This window comes from Reticulibacter mediterranei, from assembly GCF_016587455.1.
Window position 1 is genome coordinate 875475 of the sequence record NZ_BNJK01000001.1, and the last position, 23713, is coordinate 899187.

General features: G+C 52.3%; 26 protein-coding genes and 3 pseudogenes. 13 read left to right on the forward strand and 16 right to left on the reverse strand.

Features of this window, described 5'->3' with window-relative positions; all coding sequences use genetic code 11:
- The first annotated feature begins 44 nt into the window (after nt 1-44).
- Genes K3T83_RS03945 through K3T83_RS03955 form a run of 3 tightly spaced genes read left to right on the forward strand, consistent with a single transcriptional unit; the run spans nt 45 to nt 4159 of the window.
- Nucleotides 45-1919, forward strand: a complete 1875-nt coding sequence (locus K3T83_RS03945; protein ID WP_220201676.1) for a glycoside hydrolase family 15 protein — start codon at nt 45-47, stop codon at nt 1917-1919.
- Nucleotides 1920-1973: 54 nt separating this feature from the next.
- Complete coding sequence (locus tag K3T83_RS03950; RefSeq protein ID WP_220201677.1) at nt 1974-3107, forward strand: glucose 1-dehydrogenase; 1134 nt, start codon at nt 1974-1976, stop codon at nt 3105-3107.
- Between the two features lie 2 nt (nt 3108-3109).
- Nucleotides 3110-4159: an NAD(P)-dependent alcohol dehydrogenase gene (locus K3T83_RS03955; protein ID WP_220201678.1), complete on the forward strand. Its 1050-nt coding sequence runs from the start codon at nt 3110-3112 to the stop codon at nt 4157-4159.
- Between the two features lie 389 nt (nt 4160-4548).
- Here the strand turns inward: K3T83_RS03955 and K3T83_RS03960 are convergent, their stop codons facing one another.
- The 3 genes from K3T83_RS03960 to K3T83_RS03970 all read right to left on the reverse strand — a co-directional run bounded on the left by K3T83_RS03960 (nt 4549) and on the right by K3T83_RS03970 (nt 7240).
- Nucleotides 4549-5634, reverse strand: coding sequence for a helix-turn-helix domain-containing protein (locus K3T83_RS03960; protein WP_220201679.1), 1086 nt, complete (start codon nt 5632-5634; stop codon nt 4549-4551).
- A 142-nt stretch (nt 5635-5776) separates the two neighbouring features.
- Nucleotides 5777-7033 (reverse strand): recombinase family protein, encoded by a 1257-nt coding sequence (locus tag K3T83_RS03965; RefSeq protein WP_220201680.1) that lies wholly within the window; start codon nt 7031-7033, stop codon nt 5777-5779.
- A gap of 3 nt (nt 7034-7036) precedes the next feature.
- The gene (locus K3T83_RS03970; RefSeq protein WP_220201681.1) at nt 7037-7240 is read right to left on the reverse strand and encodes a hypothetical protein; all 204 of its coding nucleotides are present in this window, start codon (nt 7238-7240) and stop codon (nt 7037-7039) included.
- A 164-nt stretch (nt 7241-7404) separates the two neighbouring features.
- Between K3T83_RS03970 and K3T83_RS03975 the strand changes: the two genes are divergently transcribed.
- From K3T83_RS03975 to K3T83_RS03985, 3 genes are all read left to right on the forward strand, one after another.
- Nucleotides 7405-7614, forward strand: coding sequence for a helix-turn-helix domain-containing protein (locus tag K3T83_RS03975; protein WP_220201682.1), 210 nt, complete (start codon nt 7405-7407; stop codon nt 7612-7614).
- Nucleotides 7615-7723: 109 nt separating this feature from the next.
- Nucleotides 7724-7936, forward strand: coding sequence for a hypothetical protein (locus K3T83_RS03980; protein ID WP_220201683.1), 213 nt, complete (start codon nt 7724-7726; stop codon nt 7934-7936).
- A gap of 31 nt (nt 7937-7967) precedes the next feature.
- A complete protein-coding gene (locus tag K3T83_RS03985) occupies nt 7968-8105 on the forward strand; it encodes a hypothetical protein (protein ID WP_220201684.1) in 138 nt (45 codons plus the stop codon).
- A 200-nt stretch (nt 8106-8305) separates the two neighbouring features.
- On the opposite strand, the gene K3T83_RS03990 is transcribed toward K3T83_RS03985, so the two are convergent.
- The 6 genes from K3T83_RS03990 to K3T83_RS04015 all read right to left on the reverse strand — a co-directional run bounded on the left by K3T83_RS03990 (nt 8306) and on the right by K3T83_RS04015 (nt 11807).
- On the reverse strand, nt 8306-8527 hold the full coding sequence (locus tag K3T83_RS03990; protein WP_220201685.1) for a hypothetical protein: 222 nt from the start codon (nt 8525-8527) through the stop codon (nt 8306-8308).
- Between the two features lie 17 nt (nt 8528-8544).
- The gene (locus K3T83_RS03995; protein ID WP_220201686.1) at nt 8545-8859 is read right to left on the reverse strand and encodes a hypothetical protein; all 315 of its coding nucleotides are present in this window, start codon (nt 8857-8859) and stop codon (nt 8545-8547) included.
- 72 nt (nt 8860-8931) lie between these two features.
- Complete coding sequence (locus tag K3T83_RS04000) at nt 8932-9450, reverse strand: lasso peptide biosynthesis protein (protein WP_220201687.1); 519 nt, start codon at nt 9448-9450, stop codon at nt 8932-8934.
- A complete protein-coding gene (locus K3T83_RS04005; RefSeq protein WP_220201688.1) occupies nt 9447-9728 on the reverse strand; it encodes a PqqD family peptide modification chaperone in 282 nt (93 codons plus the stop codon). The genes K3T83_RS04000 and K3T83_RS04005 overlap by 4 nt, the downstream gene beginning before the upstream one ends.
- Nucleotides 9706-11469 (reverse strand): asparagine synthase-related protein, encoded by a 1764-nt coding sequence (locus K3T83_RS04010; RefSeq protein ID WP_220201689.1) that lies wholly within the window; start codon nt 11467-11469, stop codon nt 9706-9708. The genes K3T83_RS04005 and K3T83_RS04010 overlap by 23 nt, the downstream gene beginning before the upstream one ends.
- Before the next feature lie 152 nt (nt 11470-11621).
- The gene (locus tag K3T83_RS04015) at nt 11622-11807 is read right to left on the reverse strand and encodes a hypothetical protein (RefSeq protein ID WP_220201690.1); all 186 of its coding nucleotides are present in this window, start codon (nt 11805-11807) and stop codon (nt 11622-11624) included.
- A 411-nt stretch (nt 11808-12218) separates the two neighbouring features.
- Between K3T83_RS04015 and K3T83_RS57780 the strand changes: the two are divergent.
- Nucleotides 12219-13100: pseudogene (locus K3T83_RS57780) on the forward strand (ABC transporter transmembrane domain-containing protein); the annotation flags it as partial.
- A 12-nt stretch (nt 13101-13112) separates the two neighbouring features.
- Nucleotides 13113-14000: pseudogene (locus tag K3T83_RS57785) on the forward strand (ABC transporter ATP-binding protein).
- 4 nt (nt 14001-14004) lie between these two features.
- Here K3T83_RS57785 and K3T83_RS04030 read toward each other — a convergent pair.
- A pseudogene (locus K3T83_RS04030) lies at nt 14005-14109 on the reverse strand (IS5/IS1182 family transposase); the annotation flags it as partial.
- Between the two features lie 184 nt (nt 14110-14293).
- Complete coding sequence (locus K3T83_RS04035; protein ID WP_220201693.1) at nt 14294-14680, reverse strand: response regulator; 387 nt, start codon at nt 14678-14680, stop codon at nt 14294-14296.
- Nucleotides 14681-15282: 602 nt separating this feature from the next.
- Between K3T83_RS04035 and K3T83_RS04040 the strand changes: the two genes are divergently transcribed.
- Nucleotides 15283-16143, forward strand: a complete 861-nt coding sequence (locus K3T83_RS04040; RefSeq protein WP_220201694.1) for a hypothetical protein — start codon at nt 15283-15285, stop codon at nt 16141-16143.
- On the opposite strand, the gene K3T83_RS04045 is transcribed toward K3T83_RS04040, so the two are convergent.
- The 3 genes from K3T83_RS04045 to K3T83_RS04055 are packed head-to-tail and all read right to left on the reverse strand — an operon-like array spanning nt 16046 to nt 18136.
- On the reverse strand, nt 16046-16942 hold the full coding sequence (locus K3T83_RS04045) for an IS3 family transposase (RefSeq protein ID WP_220208162.1): 897 nt from the start codon (nt 16940-16942) through the stop codon (nt 16046-16048). The two genes, K3T83_RS04040 and K3T83_RS04045, sit on opposite strands and share 98 nt — an antisense overlap.
- Entirely contained in the window at nt 16900-17499 is a 600-nt protein-coding gene (locus K3T83_RS04050; RefSeq protein ID WP_220201695.1) for a hypothetical protein, read from the reverse strand. The genes K3T83_RS04045 and K3T83_RS04050 overlap by 43 nt, the downstream gene beginning before the upstream one ends.
- A complete protein-coding gene (locus K3T83_RS04055) occupies nt 17468-18136 on the reverse strand; it encodes a winged helix-turn-helix transcriptional regulator (protein ID WP_220201696.1) in 669 nt (222 codons plus the stop codon). Before K3T83_RS04055 ends, K3T83_RS04050 begins: the two co-directional genes overlap by 32 nt.
- 200 nt (nt 18137-18336) lie before the next feature.
- On the opposite strand from K3T83_RS04055, the gene K3T83_RS04060 reads away from it, so the two are divergent.
- Nucleotides 18337-19260, forward strand: a complete 924-nt coding sequence (locus tag K3T83_RS04060) for an alpha/beta fold hydrolase (protein ID WP_220201697.1) — start codon at nt 18337-18339, stop codon at nt 19258-19260.
- 352 nt (nt 19261-19612) lie between these two features.
- Here K3T83_RS04060 and K3T83_RS04065 read toward each other — a convergent pair whose 3' ends face one another.
- Nucleotides 19613-19807: a hypothetical protein gene (locus K3T83_RS04065; RefSeq protein WP_220201698.1), complete on the reverse strand. Its 195-nt coding sequence runs from the start codon at nt 19805-19807 to the stop codon at nt 19613-19615.
- A gap of 491 nt (nt 19808-20298) precedes the next feature.
- Between K3T83_RS04065 and K3T83_RS04070 the strand changes: the two genes are divergently transcribed.
- On the forward strand, nt 20299-21867 hold the full coding sequence (locus K3T83_RS04070) for an FAD-dependent monooxygenase (protein WP_220201699.1): 1569 nt from the start codon (nt 20299-20301) through the stop codon (nt 21865-21867).
- A 183-nt stretch (nt 21868-22050) separates the two neighbouring features.
- On the opposite strand, the gene K3T83_RS57790 is transcribed toward K3T83_RS04070, so the two are convergent.
- Nucleotides 22051-22347 carry a hypothetical protein gene (locus tag K3T83_RS57790; protein WP_220201700.1) on the reverse strand — a complete coding sequence of 99 codons (297 nt, stop codon included), beginning with the start codon at nt 22345-22347 and terminating at the stop codon, nt 22051-22053.
- An 84-nt stretch (nt 22348-22431) separates the two neighbouring features.
- On the opposite strand from K3T83_RS57790, the gene K3T83_RS57795 reads away from it, so the two are divergent.
- Nucleotides 22432-22611 carry a hypothetical protein gene (locus K3T83_RS57795; RefSeq protein ID WP_373324580.1) on the forward strand — a complete coding sequence of 60 codons (180 nt, stop codon included), beginning with the start codon at nt 22432-22434 and terminating at the stop codon, nt 22609-22611.
- A gap of 314 nt (nt 22612-22925) precedes the next feature.
- Nucleotides 22926-23564 (forward strand): integrase core domain-containing protein, encoded by a 639-nt coding sequence (locus K3T83_RS04090; RefSeq protein ID WP_220201703.1) that lies wholly within the window; start codon nt 22926-22928, stop codon nt 23562-23564.
- Nucleotides 23565-23713 lie beyond the last annotated feature (149 nt).

Sequence of the window (23713 nt, forward strand, 5' to 3'; positions counted from 1 at the left end):
GAAACCTACAGTTTGCCGAATGGCTACCCGGAAAGGGAAAAACCATGCTCAAAACACAATCGAAACAAGTCCCACCTGTCGCAAAAACACGTTATCTTCCCATCGAAGACTACGGGATGATCGGCGATCTCACGACGGTTGCGCTCGTGGGAAAGAATGGGTCCATCGATTGGTGTTGTCTACCCGATTTTGACTCGCCAAGCATCTTTGCAGCTATACTAGATGCCGATAAAGGCGGTTTTTTTCGCCTGACCCCCACCGAACATGATAGTCTCGGGACCAAACAAATGTACTTTCCTGAGACCAATATCCTGATTACCCGCTTTCTGAGCAACGATGGAGTCGGAGAAATCACTGATTTTATGCCGATCAAGCCAAAGGGCTCCGAGCGGTACGAACACCATCTGGTTCGGGCGGTTCATATGGTACGTGGCTCGCTTACGTTCCAACTGACCTGTCGTCCAGCCTTTAATTACGTACGTGATCCTCATACGCTTCACTTTTCTGAGCAAGGTGCAGTCTTCCGCAGTCCAAATTTGACCCTGGCCCTCTCGTCATCGATCCCATTGAACAATGATGGCCAGGGTGGAGCGCAAGCAAGCTTTACCCTATCCGAGGATCAGTCTGTCTTTTTTTTCCTGGACAGCTCTCAGGACCAGGATCTTCTCCCGCACCCCATTTCACAGAATATGTATGAGGCACAATTTGCGGAAACGCGACGCTACTGGGTGCTCTGGCTGAGCAAAAGTCATTATCAGGGGCGTTGGCGCGAGCACGTTCAACGTTCCGCGCTTACCCTCAAGCTACTCACCTACGCACCCACCGGAGCTATTGTGGCAGCGCCGACGACCAGCTTACCCGAAGGAATTGGCGGCGAGCGCAACTGGGACTACCGTTTTACCTGGTTCCGCGACGCAGCTTTTACCCTGGATAGCTTGCTTGCTCTCGGCTTTACGGAAGAGGCGGAAGCCTTTAAGGATTGGCTGACAACACGCCTCAACGAGTTACAGGAAGGCGGAGAACTCCAACCCATCTATACTATTCACGGCAGCCATGAGATGCCCGAAATCCACCTTGACCATCTGGATGGCTATCGGCAGAGTCGTCCTGTGCGTATTGGCAACGGGGCCGCCACTCAGCGCCAACTGGATATCTATGGGGAACTCCTGGATGTCCTTTTTGTCTATAGTCGATATCGAGGTCTGACCTATGAAAGCTGGCTGCACATCTGCCAACAACTCGACTGGTTGGCCCAACACTGGCAGGAGCCGGATGAAGGCATCTGGGAAGTACGTGGCGGCGTCAGGCATTTTCTGCATTCTCGCCTGATGTGTTGGGTCGCCTTCGACCGCGCCTCCCGCATCGCCCGCGAGCGCGGCCTACCAGCTCCGCTGAATGAGTGGCAGCAGCTCAGTTCGAAGATTTACCGCGATATTATAGATAACGGGTGGAGCGAACAAAAACAGAGCTTTGTACAATATTATGGAGGAGAGGCCGTTGACGCCAGCTCCCTTCTGCTCTCCCTCACCGGCTTCCTCGAAGCACGCGACCCGCGCATGCTGGCGACCATTGAGCGTATTCAGCGAGAATTGACCCATATGCCCCATGTCTATCGCTACGATGTTGACAAAGCAGCGAGCGACGGCTTGTCTGGTCATGAAGGTACGTTTAACATTTGTAGCTTCTGGCTCGTAGAAGCCCTCGCCAGAGCAGACCGCGTAGAAGAGGCCCGCCTCTCCCTGGAGCATATGCTGACCTACGCTAATCACGTGGGCCTCTATGCCGAAGAGATCGCATCCACCGGTGAAGCGCTGGGAAACTTCCCCCAGGCTTTCACCCATCTCGCCCTCATTCGCGCGTGTCTGAGCGTCGATGAGGCCATGAATAAAACGGTTCCACATCTCTACCTGAGTCTCTAAACATCTCAGTGCTGTTTTATTCGGCAGAACATCAAAAAGAATAAGGAGGAAAGGATGAAAGCAGTTGCAGTTTTTCCCGCAAGTCGAGAAGTCAAACTCATTGACCAGGAGGAACCGACGATCACGCAACCAGATCAGGTCAAAATCCGCATATTGGATATCGGGATCTGTGGTACCGATAAGGAAATCTGTACTTTTGTTTACGGCTCGTCCCCGCCAGATTCCGATTACCTGATCATCGGCCACGAAGCGCTGGGTGAAGTGGTCCAGGTTGGATCTGCCGTCACAGGTCTTGCGCCCGGCGATCTGGTCGTTCCAAGTGTTCGTCGTCCCTGCCCTCACAGCAGATGTCGCCCATGCCGTACCGGTCATCAGGATTTCTGCATAACTGGCGATTTTACCGAGCGTGGCATCAAAGAGGCTCATGGATATCTAACCGAGTTTGTCGTGGATGAGGCCCGCTATATGCATCCCGTCCCGCGTCATCTACGCGATATTGCCATCTTGGTCGAGCCACTGACCGTCGCCCAAAAAGCAGAATATCAGTTGTACGGTCTCACGCAACGCCGCCCTCCCTGGATCGATCCGACAGTCTCCGAGCGCACCCAGGGAAGCGGGCACACAGCCCTCGTCCTGGGTGCCGGACCGGTAGGCTTGTTGGGAGCGATGGCCTTGCGAACTACCCAGTTCAAAACATTCGTGTATTCACGGGAAAAAGAACCTGACCCACGGATTGCTGTTACCAAAACCATTGGGGCAACCTACATTTCGAGCCAGGAGATCTCCACCGATCGGCTTGAAGCGTACATTGGTCCAATTGATCTGGTCTATGAGGCAGCAGGACACTCCTTGCTCGCGCTGGAAGTGCTTCGCACACTGGGTCCAAATGGCATCTATATCCTGACTGGCGTCCCCGGTCTGCAAACGCTGATCGAAGCTGATCCAGCCGAACTCTTTCGCGACATGGTCCTGAAGAATCAGGTGGTGCTGGGAACGGTCAACGCTGGACCTCACGACTTCGTGTCTGCCATCGCAGACCTGGAAACCTTTCATCAGCGCTGGCCCGATGCCGTGCGCGCCCTCATGGCAGAACGCACGCCCATCGAGCAAGCAGTCGAACGTATTCTTGGGCGACCAGTGGGCATTAAAAGTATAATCTCATTTGATATAAACAGAAAGAGAGAATAAGCATGAAAGCATTTGTAATGAAAGAGATTGGGAAGGTTGGCTTCATGGAGAAACCCATTCCCCAGGTAGGCCCAAACGATGCAGTCATCAAAACGACCAGGGCGCTCATTTGTACTTCCGACTCCCATACGGTATCCGGGGGGATTGGCCCGCGTGAGAACCTGACTCTGGGCCATGAAGCTGTGGGTGTTGTTCATGAAATTGGCAGTAGCGTTAGATTTTTCAAGCCAGGTGATCGAGTGGTGGTTGGTGCCATTACCCCTGATTGGGGTGATCCCGCCTCGCAGGCTGGTCACTCCTCCCAATCTGGCGGACCTCTAGGCGGTTGGAAATTCTCGAATACTAAAGATGGGGTATTTGCCGAGTACTTTCATGTGAATGAGGCAGATGCGAATATGGCTCATATTCCTGACAGCGTCTCTGATGATATGGCCGTCTACTGCTGTGATATGCTTTCAACGGGGTTCGTGGGTGCAGAGCAGGGTTATATCCCTATCGGAGGAACCGTCACGGTCTTCGCTCAGGGGCCAGTCGGATTGATGGCAACCGCAGGGGCTAAGTTACGTGGAGCCGGGTTCATCATTGGAGTAGAAGCAGTCCCACAAAGACAAGAGCTAGCACGCACCTATGGTGCAGATGAGATCGTTGATTTCTCCAAAGAGGATGTAGTGCAACGTATCCTCGATCTGACTGGGGGAGAGGGAGTAGACACGGCTATTGAGGCACTGGGGGCCGATGTCACCTTCCAGAGCGCCATCAAAGTCACGAAAGCTGGTGGAACCATTTCCAATATAGGCTACTACGGGCACGGGGAATTTGTGCATATTCCTCGTGTGGAGTGGGGAGTCGGTATGGCAGAAAAGACCATTACGGCCAGTTTGTGTCCTGGTGGTCGTTTACGGATGCAACGCCTGCTGCGAGTGCTAGAGATGAAACGAGTTGATCCGACGCTCATGACTACTCATCGCTTCTCGTTTAACGATATGGAGAGAGCATTCGAGGTTGCGGACAAGAAACTCGAAGATGTCCTCAAAGCGCTCATCATCTTTTAGTATGCAGGAACGCAGGCTTACTTCTGTGTGAAAAAGACGTTTTTTCATGGCTTCGTTTGCTCTACTTGCAATGAAATACTTCTATCCTGAGATGAAATCATCTCAGGTCTTTTTTATGTAAATTTGTGTATAAACTGACCTGTGTGGTTGTAAATTCCAAGACCCTGTGGGAGGAAGAGGCTCTTGATTTTCATTTTAACCATTGCTCATATTCATAAGAGAAGTGAAATATTTCACCCTTGAAAACACTCCACTTCTCATCGCATTGCTCTGGAAACGCTATGGGTATCTGGTACTGCTATGCACGGTGACGAGGTACTTTCTCAAGCCTCGGTACAGTTTCCGTTGAAGCAGTACCGTTCCAGGCATACGGGAACAGGTACAATGCGTTACCCTTTCACGACAATCACCGGCTTCAGGCGTACAACCAATTGTGCCAGGCCCGCGTTGTGTACCACATTCACTATTTTTTGCGCGTCTTTGGGTGCTTGGACACCTGTGAATATCGGAGTATACGCGATTTTTATCTCTGGTGTAATATGTTCCATGACTTCACGCTGGCGAATAGGAGATTCCTGGAGGAACTGGTTCAATTCGTCACGATGGATAGAAGCCTGCGTGACCTCTTTGGTTTCAGCTTTGAGCCGACCTTGCTCTATGGCCTCGTGAATGTCGTGGTGATTGCTTATCCCTACAGTGGTCGTCAGTTTAGACACAGTAAACCATTCATCATCATGCTTCGCTAGCCTGGAACGCTGCCTTTCCGTCTTTATGAAACGCCTGATCTCGTCACGATGAATGACCGTATGCGCTATGGCTTTCTGTCCGGTTTTAAGTTTTCCTGCTTTCATAGAGGCACGAAGTGAACTCGGATGTATCCCTGTGAGCGTAGGCGCTTCAGAAACGGAAAGCCATGCCTTTCTGGTTTGAATGGTCGGCCACTGCGGACGTATGGTGGTATCTCGACTGACATAGGCTCTTACCCCCAAGACATCCAAAGCATTCCGCTTTTCCTGGAAACTGGCCTCGTGATATCTGCCTTTCATGGTATTGAGAAAATCAAGAAAGTGCATCACACTTTCCTGAAAACTCTCTGAGAGTTTCGCACCATCATGCGATTTGGAAAATTCTTCTTCGCATCGCTGCAATTCTTCTTCTTTTTTCCGAATATCCTGTGCAATTAAATGGTAATAATAACTTCCCTTCGGGTGCTTATTCTGTTCCTGTATTGCATAGATGAGTTCTTCCTGCAATGCTGTAATCATATCGTTGCCTGTTGTATCTTCCAGCAAATGCTGGACAGATTGCTCAATACTGGCCTGAATGACATCCTGAATATGCTCCAGACGCTCGAATACCCGGCAACAATCCTTCCATACTATCGGATCAACAATCGACGTTCTCACACGCACAATATGCGGTTCACTCTTAGGATGAGGGTCAAGGGCACTGATATGCTTGTTACAGCGATACACAGGCAATCCTTTCTCAGAAACAGGATGCATCCGATTGCCGCAAAGAGAGCAATACACATGGCTGATAAGCAAAAAATTCTCAACATTGCGCGGCAAATGACTCTTTGTTTGCTGATTCGTTGCAAGTTTCTGCTGCGCCCTCTCAAACATATCCAATGAAACAATAGGTGGCATGAGGGATAATTTTTTGCGCAGGATGTGGAATATAAGTAGTGCCGCCGTCCGGCTTCAATACCCGTTTCTTCTTACAAATAACTAGTGTACCGATATTCGCCACATCGTGAAGATATGCATGTATGGTATCACACTCCCAGGGGATACTCTTTGGAGCATTTTTTTCTTCCGCTTCCTTCCCCAATATGCTCTCTTCACTCTTCCCCTCTTCCGTTTTCTGCTTTTGACGCGCCTGTCTTGGAGCAGGGATGCCGTCCATCGTCAGTTTGTGACCGATCTTTCGAAGGCTCATGTCCATTTCGACAAACATCTCAAAAATCGAGCGCCGGACGGCAGCCTCCTCCCTATTGAGCACAAAGAAGGTTTTGTCTTTATCGCCCCATTTCCAGCCATAAGACGGAGTAGAGGTTGCCATAGGCAAATTCAGCTCATGGCGCTTCTGCCAATGCCGGTTCGCGTATTCGAGTATTTTCTCACGCTCGGACTCTGCGCTCCATGCCAGAATAGAGCGGATGAGTTTGCCAGTCAGGCTGTTATCGATATTTTCGCTCACACTGACGATTTCGCCGCCTGCGCTCTCGATTTCCTCGAAAATCATGGCGGAATGGACGAAGTTGCGCGAGAAGCGGCGCAAGTCCCACACGATAATCGCATCAGCGAGATGATCGCGGATAAACTGACGGGCAATGGTGAGTTTTTCCCGGAGCGTGTAATGAATAAAGCCACTTTTGGCCTCGTGTAACACCAGAACCACATCCATATCATGGAACTCGGCATACCGACGACATTTCTCTTCCTGATATTCCAAGCTGGCCCCGTCTGCTTCCTGTTTATCAGTACTCACGCGGCAATAAATGATGACATGTTTTCGAGGCTTCAATACGTCCTGTTGACGATGCAGCATCGTATTTCCAACCTTTCTTTCTTCTAAAGAGTGTGCTCTTGTGTGAGACCACAACCACTCTCGCACACTCGTGCTTTCGTTGGGCAACTGAGCAAGAAATGATGGTCTCAGAGCCACTGCTCGTGGCTCTGGCATGCTCTGAATCTGGCGCAGAGGAGAGGTTTGTAGCCCACGATTCCTATCTCGGATGTAAAAGAGAAACATGTGATACTCTTGCATCTCCTGGAAAAGAAAAGCGGCATGCAGGAGAGGAGGGCTGAGACACCTGGAACGGGGAACGACGCCCCCACTGACTTCCCCTACCAGATACCGTTGTCGCATCTACTACGCCAACGCATTGCGGTCCTGCCAGCAGCGACTACTACTCGCCTCTCGGAAGACCTCCACGACCTGCAAACCGTGTTGCTCACCAAAAGTGCGGGAAGTAATTTCCTGGTAGTTGAGCGTCGTACCACTTGTCTGAAGAGTCGAGACAATACGCAGATACAGAAAGACAGGCGCGTTTACTTCGTCCAAACCGCCTTTCATCGAAATACCTCTCTTCAGAGTATACCATATATTCCTTGATATTCCAATACTTTCCAGTATAATGGTGTAGTTTCCAATGCTTCCGAGAAGAAGCGTTGACAACCCTAGAGATGCATGCCATACTACTCAAGAAGCAGAAATGTGAGTGATTGGAGTGTGTAGTCATGACGCTCGAAGATTATCGGGTGAAACTGGGATGGTCGAAAGCGAGGCTTGCCAGGGAAGCGCATATTGATCCAGGAACGCTGGGCGATGCGATAGCGGGCAAGAAAATCTATAAGGCGACAGCTGGAAAGATTGCCAATGCCATTAGCGCAGCGTTGGGACAGGAAATCACCTATAAGGACTTTGATAGATTACAGCTTGCCGACTGAGAACTCGAACACTCCTTATGAAGGAGGTATTTGATGATCACAGACATATCTTCATTAATGAGCGTGTACGAAGGGTGGAACAGCTATTAACTGAGCTTGACCCAAACCATTGCACCACTTTCCCCAAGCAATGGGCCTATCGACCTGCCTCAGCCTGGGACGGGTTGGCTGGTCCCAGCGAATGGGAGCGCCTAGCAGCGAGGAGGCGGCTCGCCACGTCAAGGAATGGGAAGAGGAACAGCGGATTGTCGAACATGCGACTGAACTCGTCAGGCGCTTAGAAGTGACCTGGCATATGATTGAAACTACCCTCACCACTTGAACCGTCCGTGACCTAGCCCGGACTTATCAGCATGTATTGGAGAAAGACCTACACGATCTCACGCCAGTGGACGAGCTTGCGCATTCTATCCCACGATCTTCATCACGCAGGGGAACTGGTCATGCTCCTGGGCATCCAGGGATCGACGTTCCCGAACTGGGTGATCTGAGTGGACATATTATCGAACCACTTTCAGCAGAACCGTCCCGACGAGATCGAGGACGTGTCACGCGCTCTGTGCATGCAGGGTCGTCGGGAGGAACCATGTCTGGATTCGGAAGGAAGCCTTGGACGTACAGGCTTCTTATCTTCTTGTTTCCACCAGGGATTGAGTCCTACAACCAACGTCCCGATTCTATGTCAAGACATTTACAACACAATGCATCGTTCTATTTTCTCGCTCGGAGTGGAAACGGCTGGAGGATGAATCTCGATCTGGTGACGCTGGGCCAACAGATCTGCATCGAGGGGAGCGAAGAACAGCAGAATACCCCACAGGTCTTTGATCGACCTGATCTCACTCTGAGGCCACGTGGCGTAGGCTGCCCGACAGCGCAGGGAGTGACACCGTTGCCAATGCAAGAGATCCATGAGTTGCTCCCCACATCTCAAGGAACTGCTTGCTGTGTAACAGAGGGAGACATGAGGCGATCTTCTGTTCCGTTCGTACCAGAAGCGTTTTTGCCGAAGCCGAGGATCGCCTTCACTGCCTCAATCCTCTGGGTGAAACACATTGTCTGTCTATGATCACGCTTTCTGTTGAGAAGCTCTTGCCAGCGTGATCGTAACCCAATGCGCGTGGAGGCAATGAAGAGAAACCAGATGCCACCCAGAAGCATGAAGCGGGCAATGCCCTTACCTCTCCAGGTCGCGCATCTCAGCAGGGTCTTGCGGTGTTTAATCTCCTCATTCTCCGACTTCACAAAATGGGTGCATTCCACCTCTCGCGTTCGTAGATGGGAGAAAAGAGGCGAGCAAGCGGAAGTGGAGCGCTTTCAGCGTTCCACCAGTCGTTGGCAGACAATGCGTTGTAAGACGGTATACCCCCTGGGAACTTCGGAAGAATCGTTGAGGACCGTCCCATAGAGGTCGCTCCAGGCATGAAAGTTATACTGAGCGTGAATCGTCAATTTCTCCCGTGCAACCATAAGGGTGACTGGAAGACCGATAGCCGAAAGATAGAGCGCAAGGGCGTACGAACGCACCAGACACCGCGCATTGGAGCCGAACAGGTGAGCCAAGACCTGACTAGGAAGGACGTTTCGCCACGCGAGGCGCAGCGCCACCGGAACTGGCAATGTTGTATGCTCGTTTGCACCTCGTCCAGGACGCAGGGTCCGAAGATATTGGCTGGCGACTCCCCAACCTTTTTTGCGCAACAGATACAACCCTCGGATCGTACACCTTAGTGCATAGCAGTGCAGCAAGAGCGGGACAGCAGGCGGAGGTGGCACGGCGTCGATATCCATGAAGAAGATCTCCCAATTGATCGCCTTCCCTGTGACTCTTTTCATGAGATGGCTGTCCCTTTCTCATTCACTAGTAGGTGATGGACTCGCAATTGGGCCTGCAAGAGGGAAACTCCATCTCTCAATGTAGCATCATCTGCTTCAATAGCGTCATGGAGACGTGCAACAACCTCATCGAGCGTCGGATAGCAGAGTGCGGCTTCAAGCATACGTGTGGCAACGGGATTGAGATGGAAATAATAGCCCGACAGCCCATCCAGGAGTACCCCATCACCATCTGTCGTATCGAATACAGCATGTTCAACAAGTTGGAAGAGAGACATCTGCACCTTCTCCTTGGAGCGATAGATTTCCTCGCCTGGCCTGGCTACGTAAGAACAGCTCGGTCATCGCTGAACAGATTAACGTCTCCGCATTGCGACGTAGCAGAACCGGATCGGCAAGTACCCGCTTGAGTTGATCAGAGTCTACAACGTGTAAGCGAATAAGATACGTCTCCGGGGTGCCCAGCAGATTGGCAAAGACGTGCGGGTGACTCAAGCAATACTGTTGATCGGGAGAGATTAACCAGGGACAGCGCTCGCGTCGCCAGATCTGTCCGGAGAACCGTTCTGAAAGCAGCAGCCGTAACACCGGTTTATCAATGAAACGGCCTTGAAATGGGAGCAGCCGATAGGCGTCTGGCAAGCGAAGGGCCAATTGCCGGAGCGCTTTGTCGCCCAGTGGACTACAGAAAAAGATGCCCTGGGGTCGCCAGATCGTCAGATCAGCAGTCTGCTCTTGAGGCAAGAAGTCCAGATCGACCTGGATATCTGGGAGGCGGGCGACTCCTGCCGGGCGTGGGACGAGAAAATCCACATGCTGCCGTGCATCTGCCCAGTCTTCATCGAGCAGAGAGAAGGAGGGCATCACGCTACGGATCAGTCGCTTCCATTCCCACCGCGAGCAGAAGGCTCCTTGCAGCATGGTCCATTTCTCCTGCCAGCTAGTATCTCCCAACATAATGCTAGAGAGTCCGTAGCGAACCGGACCAAAGAGCATATCGCCATGGCAGCCATTGCACAGCAGGCTCACCCCGTCTTGTCTGATGCGGGCCGCTATCTGTTGCATGCGCCCAAACCACACATGGTTATAAGGATGAGGAAACTCCCACTCGGATGAAAAATAGTCGTCATGCTCATTGGATGAAAGCGAGACCAGAGGAACAGCGAGTCGGTCACAGACTTCTTGCGCATAGGACGCCTCTCGGGCCAGGGGAGCGTCAGTATCCATATGATAGGCAACGACATCCGCTCCCTGATCAACCAGCGCCATCAACACCAACGTTGAATCAATGCCACCGCTCAACATAACCCCGATGCGCCCACTGATAGCGTAAGGCTGAACAGCCTGTAACAGAGCGTGATAGGTAGAGGCAGCATACTTATGGAGGCTGGTCCGTCGCGGCAAGTTCAAAGGCACGAGCTGCTCATAGCGGTGAGTGGTTTCGCCATGGGCATCAATCACAACAACAGATCCCGGTCGGATCATCTTGAGCTGCGGATAGAGAAACACCATTGCGCCCTGGCAACATTGCCAGAGGGCATCCTGGTCGAATGCCTCGCCCCCCTCTTGCACCAGGTCGCTCGGGTCGGTTGACCAGCGCACACGCGTTCCTTGCTGGCGATAGAAGATGGTCTCCTGGCTGGTGACGCTTCGGAAGAGAAACAGCTTCTCCTGCGTGACCACACACCCGACGAACATGCCGGAGAGGTGCCCCAGACGCGCGTAGTTGCCACTGAGACAGCTTGCGTGAATCATGCCCAGAAGATCCTGGGAAAGGGGGTAGGCAAGCAGACCAGAGAGCAAGACATATTCCTGCTCAAAAGGCTGACGGGAATGGGCCTCGGCAGGTGAAGCGTCGGGGTGGAGCCATTGCAAGATCGATCTCATCTGTAATGGCACACGGTTTCGCTCATTGAAAGCAATACACTGATATAGAGGCGGCTGATCCGCCTGAGTCTGGATATCATACCATCCATAGCATCCCATGTAATCTGTGACAAATGGATAGTTCCTCTCCATCGATGCACCTCACCTAATCTCAACGCCACGCCTCTCTCAACGTCGAGAGAGGCGTGGCGTCACGTTCTCCTGTAAATGAAGAGCTTCCATCCGTAGCATCCAACATGAGGACGAGGCCCATATCATACAGCTGATACAAGAGCAACAGACGATTAGAGAATGTTGCCGTGACCCAGGAGATCAGGGGTTCCGTGACGCAGTGCGCCTGTCAACTGCTCAACTTTCCCCAGCACGGTCACTTCAGGAGGATTGTAGGACAACAGGCGAGCTTGCTCCTGGGGCCGCTCGGGCTGCGTGGTGGTGGCTTCTTGGAGGGTCATTGGTTTTACTCGATCCATATTCGTCTCCTTCTGACGTTCTGTCAACAGATCAACAGTACTTCAGCGTCCACTTGCAATGTCGTGCCATGTTCACAAAAACAGGAGTGATGGCCTCAACAACCAGACCGCTTCACTTGCATGCTGCACGCGCATCAATCATGAAGACACTGATGTTCTCCTGACGATTGCAGGAAAGAAAAGCAATCGCTACAATGAGTGTAAAATATCGCATTATATCTTGTCAATCCTTTATGGTATTTCCACGATCTTCGATGTATTTTTGCACTTATAAATATTATTTATTATTAATATATGCTGCTATGCTCATCTGAGGGCTATCAACGATCTCTGCAGCACCATTTGGGAGCCTCAGTAGAATGAGAAGAAAGAGAACCAAACCATCGTTTTTTGCCGAAAAGAGGGGAAGGCGTGGCTATAAAGACACATCAGGATATCCACATCATTTGTCGGTATCTTCTGCCCGCCTTGCACCCCTTGCGCTGGCACATTCTCTTCAGCCTGACAATTACCGGGATCATCATTGGCGTTGATCTGTTGCAACCCTTCTGTTTCAAGTGGCTGCTCGATGCTGCGACGATCTCTCTGGAGTATGGATGGGTTGTCCTCATCCTCTTCGTCCTCTTCGCGCTCGCACTGCTCCGGTCGGTTTTGAGTTATTGGGACATTCATGTCAGGACGCAGGTTGGAGAAAGCATTGCCAACCATTATCGTCAGCAATTGTTTGAGCATACATTACATCTTCCATTCGCGATCTTCCACGACATCAAGAGCGGAACGATAGAAAGTCGGATCATGAATGACTGTGGCATGATTGGAAGAGTGTATGTCGCGACACAGCTGCTTCCGATGATAGCCCATGTGGTCCAGGCACTTGCGCTCGTATGCCTGCTGCTTGTCCTCAATTGGCAGGTTGGTCTGGCCTCGATCCTGGTGTTTCCCCTGGGCTGGGTCATTGCCCAATCCATGACATTGCACAATGCTCGTCATATCCTGGAGGTAAAAGCGCAGATGGAGCGGGGGCAGGAATTGCTGCAAGAAGTGTTTACTGGCCTCAGTGAGGTTCGTGCTACCGGGAATGAGGCCGGGGAACGACGACGCTGGGAGCAGTGGCTCCAGGCCTATGGACGAGAGATGTGTACGGCGACGACCCTTCATCAATTTCTTCGTGTTGCGCTTGGTCGCCTGATCGATTGGTTAGGTTTCTGCATTGTCTTTGGGTGGGGAGGATGGCAGCTCTTGCAGCACCACCTGGGCGTTGGAACCCTGTTGGCAATGGCTCTCTATGCGCAACAACTCTATGGGATGCTGGCAACTATTCTGGCTGGACGTGTGGAAACAAACGAGGTCGCGGTTGCACTGCAAGCGATCCACGAAATCCTGGCGTTCCCTCGTGAATGGCCGGAACAGGGCAAGGATCTCAAGGAGGTAAGTCACCAACTGAGCTTTGCTCATGTGAGCTTTGCGTATTCGGGCCAGCAGGCACAGATCCAACACATTTCATTTGCTTGTCAGCCGGGGCAAATGATTGGGATCGTTGGGCCGAGTGGGGGAGGAAAAAGTACGCTCATCCAGTTATGCATGCACTTTTATGAGCCGAGTACTGGGGCAATCTTCATCGATGGGCAGGATATGAGAGCAATTGCGCCTCACGCCCTGCGTCGTCAGATCGGACTCGTTTCCCAGGAGCCTCACCTGTGGAACACCACGATCCGTGACAACCTCCTCTACGGCCTTCAAGAGGAGGTGTCGTAGGATCGCGTGCTGGAAATCTGCGAGAAAACACGCGTTCATACGTTTGTGCAACAGTTGCCGGATGGATATGAGACGACGGTCGGAGTGCGTGGGATCAAACTGTCTGGTGGGGAAAAGCAGCGCATTGCCCTGGCACGAGTGCTCTTACGCAATCCGAGAGTGCTGCTGTTAGATGAGGCCACATCGGCATTGGACTCCATGACGGAAGCGGCCATTATGACCATCCTAGGTGAGTTCCGTCAGCAAAAACAATGCCTTCTGATTCTGGTGGCCCATCGCCTCGCAACTGTTCAGGCTGCCGATCACATCCTTGTCGTCAAGGACGGGAAGATGATTGAGGCAGGCCCGCCCCAGATTCTCCGTCATCAAAACGGCTTCTACGCATCGCTGTATTGCGCCCAACAACTAGAGGGTGAGCAGCCGAAAAGTCTAGGCTAAAAACTTATCCGAAAACCGTCACTTTAGTGAAGATAAGTTGAGCACAAGCCAAATGAAGAAAGGCGAGATAATTCTCGACCTTCTTTTCCCAACGAATCAGGAGGCGACGCAGAGAGGAATTGAAGACAGCCCTGGACACTGGGCTGGAAGCTTTTGCTTCACGCATGGCATGCAACCTCGTGTCGCACATTTATGGACCCATTATATGCCGAGGACGGTTGTCCTCCTGGTTCACGCTTCACCCCTCAGAGGAGAGAGATTGCTGGCTGAGCAAAAACACGCCCTCTTGTGTCTTAGGAAAGCATCCTTTCAATGAGTTGCAAAAGCTCATCAAAATCAAAGGGTTTCTCCAGATAGGTAAGGAGCCGATCTCCATGTTCCTGTTTGAGCAGGCTGGCACTCGTCAGGATAGTGGGCATTGGTTGAAAGGTGTTACGGCTCCGAAGCTGGTCAAACAGCTCGATGCCTGTCATATCCGGCAAGCGAAAGTCGAGCAGGAGCAAGTGAGCATGCACTTGACAGAGCAGGTGAAGAGCCTGTCTTGCGGTAGCGACACGAATAATGTGATACGGCGTCTCTTCTTTGAGGGCATCGACGAGCCAGCCAGCCATCAAATCATCGTCCTCTACCAGCACAATCAGTTTGCTTGATAGCTCTTTTGCCGCTCTTATCCTTTTCATCTTCTCTCCGCTTCCTCCCTCCAAACAATCTTTTTCACTTCTGTAGTACGTTGGGATCACAAAAAGAGATGCAAGGTGGCCCCGTCCAGCTCACGGTCCACCTCTTCCCGCACCTGTCACGCCTCTTCCTTCTTGCCCCCGATTTCAAGACATTTGCAACACAATACTCTGTTCTATTTTCTCGCTCGAAACGGGAAAGGCTGGAGGATGAATCTTGATCTGATGAGGTTGGACCAGCAGGCTCCCATCAAGTATCGTAGGCAGAGTGGACCATTCTGATGATACCCGCCAACGCCCAATGTTTCCACACTGGAGTGCTATCAGGAGATCCTGCTGGTATTACAGGATCTCCTGACGACCTAAGAGAGAAGAACCCCCCGAATAGCTTGCAGGCATCGATGAGGTGTTCTTGTATACCTCCTGGAAGTAGACTCAAGCCAAGGAGTTGAGCATGGAACGAGAGGCTGGTGCGCCCACGGGATGCGCAACGAGTTGTTAGCAGAGCAAAAGAGGAAAACCCTGGCGAAAAGCTGAAGAAATGTGACTCCTTGTAAGAAAGTGTTCTGTATCGTCATTTTCACACAAGGAGGACACCAACCAGTATGGAACATGCCTCAGTCCAATTTCAAGTAAATCCCACCTCCGTTCCTTCTCTCCCCTCGCGTTCCGCTCTTTCCCGCTTTCTGGCTGCACTCAATGAGCAAACCGTTGAGGCACTGCGCACTCAATTTCTTGAGGATCTCCTTGAGCGAGCAACTCCTTTTTCTCATCCAGGTGGAGTATGGGATCGGCGCGATCAGCAGTACGTCGTGGTGGATGTGGATGGAACCCGGCAAGCGGCTCGCCAACGTGCTCTCCCCCACCTGCCAACCCTCCCAGAACCGCATCGTCGTTTGACGCAGGTGGCGGCACCTGGCTACACCGGTCGCAAGCGAGGAGAAGTGGTACGAACACGCACGACTATCCTGCAAGCCCATACGCATCAATGGCTTGGCACCTTTGGGGGCGCAGACAATGGAGATCTCCGTGGAGGGCTTGAGCGTGCTTGCAAGTTGGTCATCAGCTATGCAACCAAGCAGCAGCTCCTCCCATCCCAAATGCTGCTCCGTTTAGATGGTGCATATGGAGATACAGCGGTTCTCAGCGACGTGCTGGAGATGGGGGTAGGGGTGATTGCACGGAGTCGGGATTATGCCTTGCTGGGTCGTCCAGAAGTATTGGCAGTGCTTTCACGCCCTCCCGTAGTTCGTTGGAGCCACCCCGAAAGTGGGATGGTCCGGGATCTGTATGATTGCTCCTCCATCCGTCTGCTGCGTGAGGGACCATGGGTTTTCCGGAGTTTTTCGGAGGAGGTAAACTTAGAAATTAGCTCATCTGTTGCTCGTAAGCCATTGGACTCATGTACTGAAGAGTCGAATGTCTCCGAACCCGATTGTAAAAACACTCAATGTACTCAAAAATGACCTGTCGAGCTTCCTGCCTGGTCTGGAAGGTGGAGCGCTCGACACATTCGCCTTTGAGGGTGCTAAAGAAACTTTCCATTGCCGCATGATCGTAACAGTCGCCCGTTCGACTCATGCTTACCACAATCCCTAGCTCTGCCAGTCTGGAGAGATAGCCTGTAGCCGTGTAAGGGCTGCCCTGATCGGAATGCAAGAGCATCTCGGATGGAGGTGTCCGACGCAGCAGGGCCATCTCAAAAGCGCGCCTGACCAGCTCCTCATCATTGTGCTGATCCATAGCCCAGCCAACCACCAGGCGTGAGAACAGATCCAGGATGGCGGCCACATACAGCCATCCTTCTGTAGTCCAGACGTAGGTCGTATCACTGACCCATTTCGTATTGGGGGCTTCCGCCACAAAATCCCTCCCCAGGCGGTTGGGAGCAATGGAGGCACCCGCTCGTCGTTTGGTCCCCACAGGTTTGTTGCGCCTGGATTTGGCACAGAGTTCCATCTCGCGCATGAGGCGGGCTATCCGTTCTTTCGAGCAGCGGATACCCTGCTCGCGGAGCTCCACCTGGATGCGAGGACTGCCATACACGCCTCGGTTGGCATAGAAGAGGCGATGAATCACTTTCGCCAGTTCGCCATCTTCCCGCTCGTGTGAGGAAGGCTCCCGGTTTCGCCAGTCGTAATAGCCGCTCACACTCACCCCCATCACGCGGCACATCGTACTCACTGGATAGATGGAGGCGTAGTCGGCAATGAACGGATAACTCAGAGCTGGCTGCGCGAAAAGATGGCTAGTGCTTTTTTTAATATGTCACGCTCCTGTCGTGTGACCTCCAGTTCTCGCTTTAAACGACGCAGTTCTTCCTCCCCCACGGGAGGATTCCCACTGCCGGGAAAAGCCTTTTCACCGGCTTGCGCAAATTCCTTGCACCAATGGTGCAGCGTGCTATCAGCAATCCCCAACTCTCGTGTAGTATGGTCCTCAACGAAGTGAACACATTGAGATAATTCTTCTATCCCATGAGGATACTGTAAACAGGTTTGAGCGATTCGATTGCTCTGGCTGGCGCTGCCAGTCAATTCATTCCCATCTGGCTCATTTTTGTGATCAGCGGAGTTCTCATGGCTCTGGTTGGCCTTTTCGGCTGGTTTGCTCTTCCAGGTGGCTTCAGACCAAAGGGGATCGAGACACAAACAGCAAGGAGATTGAGCGTTCCCCAGGCTGGTCGAAAGCGAATGCTTTCTCTCACCAACGGAGAGATGGTCGTCACAAGACCCCTTGCATTGCAGAAGAAATCGCTGGAATGCAGGGGCAGAGCCATCATTATCTTTTTCAGGCGCGGCGAGCGTATGCCTCTCTTTCATCCATCACTGGTCCATCATACGCCAGACCAAGCTGATCACACGCCCATCTTCCCCACGCATAAATTTGATACAGCAATGGCTCTGCGTTTTGTCCCAGTTGTGAAAGCCGGTATTCCCCCTTGAGCGATTTCTGCCCAGAGGCATGCCGCGTGAGCACTCCCATCTGTTCTAATTCTCGTAGCTTCAGGATGAGCATATGCTGGCTGATCGGAGAAAGGAGCCTCTGCAATTCGCCAAAGCGTTTGGGACCACTGAGCAAGTGATACCAAATCCAAAAGGTCCATCTCCCTCCCAGGCTGATCAGCCAATCCACCTCTTGCTCGCCCTGCTCGCTGTATTCCTTGTCCCAGGCGTCCATCTGGCGTATGATCGGCTCTAAACATTGCCCTACTTCCGAAAGCTGGTACTCAACCTTTGGGGGAACCTGGAGATAGACCTGCCGCTGAAGTATCCCCGTCTGTTCTAGCTCTCGTAATTGGATGGTGAGCATCTGGCGACTGACCTGGGGAAAGAGCCTCTGCAATTCGCCAAAGCGTTTGGGACCACTGAGCAAGTGATACATGATCCAAAACTTCCATTTCCCCCCAACACCCCCTCCCCCCAGTGGACAGACCGTTGTCTTCTTCTGTCGAGTCATCGCATGTGCCTCTCTTCGTGGGCAGGGGATATTTTGTTCCCCCTGTTACATCCATAAAATTGCGTACTTGTTTCCTCTCTCTCTCGACTGTAGAGTAATTGTAGCAAACAAGAGGGGCCGGTTACAAGGAACCATTACCCTATCCTCTTGACAAAAGTTGTGATGGCAAGAATGAAAGGACAAAAGAAAAGAGGAGCCACATGAACAGCAGAAGAAAAGTGTTGCCTGATATGTATATAGAACCCCGTACCATCGTGACGGAAAAAGGCACAGTCGAGTTCGACATAAGCGGAAGTGCTGGACCGGTGATCCTTTCTGTTCACGGTGGGATCGGCGGTGCCGACCAGGCCCGTTTGATCACGAACTGGCTGGATAGCAGCGCCTACCGGCTTCTCTGCCCATCAAGACCAGGATATCTGGGAACGCCTCTCTCCAGTGGGAAGACGTTTGAACAGCAAGCCGATCTACTGGCCGCGCTGTTAGACTCTCTCCAGATTGAAAAAGTCGGGGTCGTGTGCCTCTCGGCAGGCGGTCCGCCAGCGTACCAGTTCGCGATCCGCCACCCTGACAGGGTCTGGGGGCTGGTGGCAATAGACAGTGTGAGCGGCTCGTATCACCCACCGGAGGGAGCTGGACCGTTGACTGAGGCCATTTTTATGAGCAATCCGGGGCAGAAGTTTTCGCAAATGCTCATGGAAAGATTCCCCAAATTACTGTTGGCAGAGGCATTTCGGGGTATTGGATACTTCACGAAAGAACAGACAAAGAGACAGGTCGATCACGTTTTGAACGAGCCTCAAGCTCTCGATTGGATGAAGGCATTGTTGGAGACGATGTATCCCTATTCTGAGAGGAAAAAGGGGAACGAGAACGATATGGAAGAATTCCTGAAGATCACGCATCTTCCGTTAGAGCAGGTACAATGTCCGAGTCTGATTATCCACGGCACGCTCGATGCTGATGTGAAATTCTTCGACGGGGTCTACGCCTACGAGCATATCCCAGGGGCTGAGCGGTATTGGATCGAAGAGGGGGATCATACCGGGTTCTGGCTCAGTCAGCATGCCGAGAAGGCCCAGGAATATGCGCGGACTTTCCTGAAAAAACATGCTCCTGGCGAATAGAGAACCTGAGAAACCTGGCAGAAGCGGCTATCGTCATGGTCATGTGTCTTCTTCTCACGTCTCATGAACCTCTGGCAAATGATGGGGATTGCTGAAAGGAACACGCATCTCTGCATGCGTTTGTCCCTCACCATGAGGAAACGAACGAGCGAGGCGCAGGCACACCTGACGCTAGGGGGATCATCCACCCAGGTCGGTACCAGGGACTGGCGCTTCTGTCAGAATGTGATAAATTCATCTTGAGTGTAAAAAGAGAAAAGAAAAATCTTTTTACGCTCAAGATGAAAAAGAAGGAATATGACGCATCAAACAGTAACTATCCAGATCTCGCCAGCCTCTTGCGCGCGCAATGTCAAGAAAGCAGCACCACGCTCAAACCGCGACGAGTGAGCGCCGTGTTGTGGCCGCTCTTCTCTTCTCGCTTGGATTCCTCGCCTCCCCCTGACTCGGTCTCCGTCCCACCTCCTTCTGCTCCGGTACTCTGGCGCGACTGGCCACGCTGTGGTATCCGGCGAACCTGGATCAAGGTGGTCCGCAGCCAAACCATTTGCCTGGAAAGCTCCTCTCAGCTCTTGCCATCATGCGCAAAAGCGACTGCTGAGAAGATCTTGACCCGCGCGGAGCGCGCGCATCGGTGCCTCTCCTGGCTGCAGCGGCTGGCACGCAATGCCCGTCCATCGGACGCTCCTCGCTTACGCCATCTCCTCCAAGTACCGCCAAAAGCGACTAGCAGATGTCCTGCCCGAACTCATCTCGTTGTTTGAACTCCCTGCCTCACGTCCCCCTGACGCAGAAGAATCCTGCGCTGACGGCACAGGTGATCTTCTCCCCCATTGGTAGGTCACAAGGCATCTACATTCTTGGACGAGTACGTCTGAGGGAAACGATCCGAGTGCTTCTTGATGGACTGTAAGATCGACCTGTGAAGAGGGAGTCAGAATAGAGCACGGAGCATTGCCAGGGAAAGCGTCGTAAAATGAAGCGAAAAAACAGTATCCATGAGTTATCACAGAAGGCAGAAAAGAGAGGAGCAAGAGCATGAAGGCGGAGGTGTTAATTGTTGGTTCAGGGCCGACCGGTCTAATGCTGGCTGGCTGGTTGATCCGTCTGGGGAGACGCCCGCTCGTGATCGATAAAAAGGAGCATGCGAACATCCATGAGACACGAGCCATCGGGGCCCAGGCTCGGACCCTGGAAACGTATGAGATGCTCGGCATCGTTGATCGTGTCCTGGCACAGGGAGTGCCCACACAGGGCCTCGATCTGCTGGTGAACCAACGCCGGGTCGGCGGCATCAGGCTCGGTGAGATAGGAACAGGACTCAGTGCCTACCCCTACCTGTTTCTGATGTCCCAGGAGAAGACGGAGCAACTCTTGCGTGAGCATTACATCGAACACGGTGGGCAGATCATGTTACAGACGGAACTGGTGGATCTCCAGCAGAACCAGGAGGGGGTCACGGTGCAACTGCGCCATGCCGATGGACAGAGGGAGTCCTTGCAAGTTCAGTATATCTGTGGTTGTGATGGGGCCAAAAGCACCGTGCGCCATGCACTCGGCCTCGATTTTGCCGGGGAAACCTACGCCCAGCGCTTCTTTCTGGCAGATCTCATGGGAACCTCCAAGAGCATCAAGAATACGATTGGTCTGTGGCTGGAGCACAACCAGCTCCATGCGGTCTTCCCTCTTGGCCCTGGGCAGTATCGAGTGATCAGCGTGCTTCCCCCAGAAGTGGCCGGGCAAGCTGACCCAACGTTTGAGGAGGTTCGCCCTCAGATTGAACAGTTCACAGATATGCAGATCCGCCAGGTGAACTGGTTTACGACCTATCACATTCATCATCGGGTCGCCGATGCGTTTTGTCGTGGGCGCGTCTTCCTCTTAGGAGATGCAGGCCATATTCATAGCCCGGTGGGTGCGCAGGGCATGAATACCGGACTGATGGATGCCTCCAACCTCGGCTGGAAACTGGCGGCGGTCCTCAATGGGGAGGCTGACGAGCGGCTGCTGGCAAGTTATGAACCCGAGCGCATCGCGTTTGCCCGTTTGCTGGTAAGGACCACCGACCGGATTTTTACGCTGATGACCAGCCGTTCGAGAGTGGTGCAACTGGTGCGAAACCTCGTGCTCTCGACCCTCTTCACGGTCTTCTCCTGGTTTTCTTCGGTGCCACGAGCCTTCTTTGGCCTGATCTCGCAGACCCGCATTCACTATCACGACAGCCCCATAAGCCGGGGAAAGGCGGGCAAAGTGCGAGGAGGGGATCGGCTGCCTTGGATATCCTGGAAGGAGGGGGGCAGCAATTATGATGCACTGCGCAGCTTACGCCCTCAGCTTCAGGTGTACGGGACTCTCTCACCTGAGATCGAAGCCTTTGCCCGTCAGCATCCAGCCTTTCCGCTGACCTGTTTCCCTTTTACTCCGCAGGTGGAGCGTGCAGGGTTCCAATCTGGGGCGTGCTACTTCCTTCGGCCTGATGGCTATGTCGCCTATGCTTCACCCCAGTTCAACCAGCAAGCGTTCCAGGCCTTCCTGCGTGATGCCTGGGGATGGCAAGTGCATACAGCAACAGCGCTCAGAGGAACAGAAGAGGCAACACGTGATTGAGGCGACGCAGGAAGTGGCAGCTCTGCTTGCCATCTCCCTCGCTGAGGGGAGAGGCGAGAACGAAGACTGAACCCGGAGTGAGGAACACCTGAGATGCGCTCCTCGCTCCGTCTGGTGTGATGGCTTCCAACCGAAGCACAGGATCATCTTGCAATGCTCAAATCGATTCCCTCTCCCAGCCGCTCAGTCGTGAAAAGGCTTGCTCTCACCAAGCAAGACCAGCGTCTTGTGTCGCCTATCAACTCGCTCACCCCCACAACATGCATATTCATTATCAGGATAATGCTGCAAAATACCTTCACAAGCTTGAAGTGCCTCTTCGTCTTGCCCAAGTCTCATAAGGTCATAGATATTGTTGGGATCTGGAATAAGAGTTTCATCCCAGAGCAAGGACTCTTTCTCTTCCCATTCTGAGTTGTTAGAATGATGATCCAGCTTCAAATATTCAATGATATGTTGAGTATCTGATATAATAAACACAGCAATAGAGAGGTACTTGACCAGATGAACCAACCACGAAAGACATATACTGCCGAGTTTAAATTGAAAGGAGTGCTTGAGAGCATGCAGCGTGATACCACACAAGAGGAGGTCTGCAAAAAATTTGGGATCGTCAGTTCCGTGTTGCATCGTTGGAGGAAAGAATTTCAAGCCAATGCCCAAAGTTGTTTCCATGATAAACGCGATCCCAAACAGAAAGCCCAATCCCAAGGCGATGAGCCAGGAGAGTCTCCAGACGATTGAAAGAAAATCATCGGAGAATTGACGGTCCAGAATGAAATACTAAAAAAAGCATCGGGACTGTTGGGCAGATAAAAAAGGCTCAAAGGGTGGAGGTAGCTCACTACTTGAGTACGCCCAATGGTCCCTACAATAAAAGTCAGGTCGCGCGTGCGCTTGGACTGTCGCGAGGGACTCTCTATCTGAGCTCGAAGCAAGCCGCGAAAGATAAGCAAGTAGCAGTGACAATTGAAAGTTAGCACGAACACGATGATACTCTGGGACATCGCAAGCTGGCAGTGCTACTGAAAATGGGGAAAAATCGGGTGAAGCGGGTCATGAAGAAATATGGGATCGCTGCACGCTGCAAAAAGAAACGATATATCTATCCAGGCAAGGCTAGCACAGTCGTGCCCAATTTGCTTCGTGCACAGCAGAAACAGGCTGAAAACGGCACGTGCGTTCAAAAATTTGAGGCGGAGGTGGTGTTTTCCGACATTTTTGAGATCTGCCTGGCCGATCGCACCAAAGTGCGTGGCTGTTTTGCCTTGTGGAAGAGAACCAGGCATATTCTCTCGCTGGCTTTTGATTATCGGATGCAAGCCGATCTGGTTGTTTCAGCCATTGAGCAAATGCATTTCGATGTCCCAGGCTCAATCTTCCATTCCGATCAAGGCCGTCAATACGGAGCTGCGCAGACACGAGCAGCCTTGCTGGAAAAAGGTTTTATCCGCTCGATGAGCAGGGCGGGAACGCCAACTGACAACGGCTACGCTGAGCGCTTCGTCGGCACGTTCAAACAGGCTGTGGCTGAGCGTCGGCGTGATCGGACGCTGGGGCACTTTCTGCAGGCTAGCGAAAACTGGATCAACTTTTCTCATCGTTTAAGGCCACATGAGGGGCTGGGCAATTGCTCACCAGATCAGTTCGCAACTAATCATGGGCTTCCTCCCGCCCCTTATTTATCCTTGCTTTAGCGTTCTTGGTTTCGGGTACTCGACAAACATCTCGCTTTGTTCAATCACAACATAATCGGACGATAAAATACCTTACCCAGGAAAATATATCAGGAATAAGGAGAAAAAATAGATGCGGAAACACGCCCGAACTCGGGCAAAAAACTTTG

Coding starts and splice junctions, on each gene's coding strand:
- K3T83_RS03945 (WP_220201676.1), top strand. CDS start 45: ATGCTCAAAACACAATCGAAACAAGTCCCACCTGTCGCAAAAACACGT.
- K3T83_RS03950 (WP_220201677.1), top strand. CDS start 1,974: ATGAAAGCAGTTGCAGTTTTTCCCGCAAGTCGAGAAGTCAAACTCATT.
- K3T83_RS03955 (WP_220201678.1), top strand. CDS start 3,110: ATGAAAGCATTTGTAATGAAAGAGATTGGGAAGGTTGGCTTCATGGAG.
- K3T83_RS03965 (WP_220201680.1), bottom strand. CDS start 7,033: ATGCGACAACGGTATCTGGTAGGGGAAGTCAGTGGGGGCGTCGTTCCC.
- K3T83_RS03970 (WP_220201681.1), bottom strand. CDS start 7,240: ATGAAAGGCGGTTTGGACGAAGTAAACGCGCCTGTCTTTCTGTATCTG.
- K3T83_RS03975 (WP_220201682.1), top strand. CDS start 7,405: ATGACGCTCGAAGATTATCGGGTGAAACTGGGATGGTCGAAAGCGAGG.
- K3T83_RS03985 (WP_220201684.1), top strand. CDS start 7,968: ATGTATTGGAGAAAGACCTACACGATCTCACGCCAGTGGACGAGCTTG.
- K3T83_RS03990 (WP_220201685.1), bottom strand. CDS start 8,527: ATGGATCTCTTGCATTGGCAACGGTGTCACTCCCTGCGCTGTCGGGCA.
- K3T83_RS04000 (WP_220201687.1), bottom strand. CDS start 9,450: ATGAAAAGAGTCACAGGGAAGGCGATCAATTGGGAGATCTTCTTCATG.
- K3T83_RS04005 (WP_220201688.1), bottom strand. CDS start 9,728: ATGTCTCTCTTCCAACTTGTTGAACATGCTGTATTCGATACGACAGAT.
- K3T83_RS04010 (WP_220201689.1), bottom strand. CDS start 11,469: ATGGAGAGGAACTATCCATTTGTCACAGATTACATGGGATGCTATGGA.
- K3T83_RS04015 (WP_220201690.1), bottom strand. CDS start 11,807: ATGGATCGAGTAAAACCAATGACCCTCCAAGAAGCCACCACCACGCAG.
- K3T83_RS04035 (WP_220201693.1), bottom strand. CDS start 14,680: ATGAAAAGGATAAGAGCGGCAAAAGAGCTATCAAGCAAACTGATTGTG.
- K3T83_RS04040 (WP_220201694.1), top strand. CDS start 15,283: ATGGAACATGCCTCAGTCCAATTTCAAGTAAATCCCACCTCCGTTCCT.
- K3T83_RS04050 (WP_220201695.1), bottom strand. CDS start 17,499: ATGAAAGAGAGGCATACGCTCGCCGCGCCTGAAAAAGATAATGATGGC.
- K3T83_RS04055 (WP_220201696.1), bottom strand. CDS start 18,136: ATGACTCGACAGAAGAAGACAACGGTCTGTCCACTGGGGGGAGGGGGT.
- K3T83_RS04060 (WP_220201697.1), top strand. CDS start 18,337: ATGAACAGCAGAAGAAAAGTGTTGCCTGATATGTATATAGAACCCCGT.
- K3T83_RS04065 (WP_220201698.1), bottom strand. CDS start 19,807: ATGGTTTGGCTGCGGACCACCTTGATCCAGGTTCGCCGGATACCACAG.
- K3T83_RS04070 (WP_220201699.1), top strand. CDS start 20,299: ATGAAGGCGGAGGTGTTAATTGTTGGTTCAGGGCCGACCGGTCTAATG.
- K3T83_RS57795 (WP_373324580.1), top strand. CDS start 22,432: ATGCAGCGTGATACCACACAAGAGGAGGTCTGCAAAAAATTTGGGATC.
- K3T83_RS04090 (WP_220201703.1), top strand. CDS start 22,926: ATGAAGAAATATGGGATCGCTGCACGCTGCAAAAAGAAACGATATATC.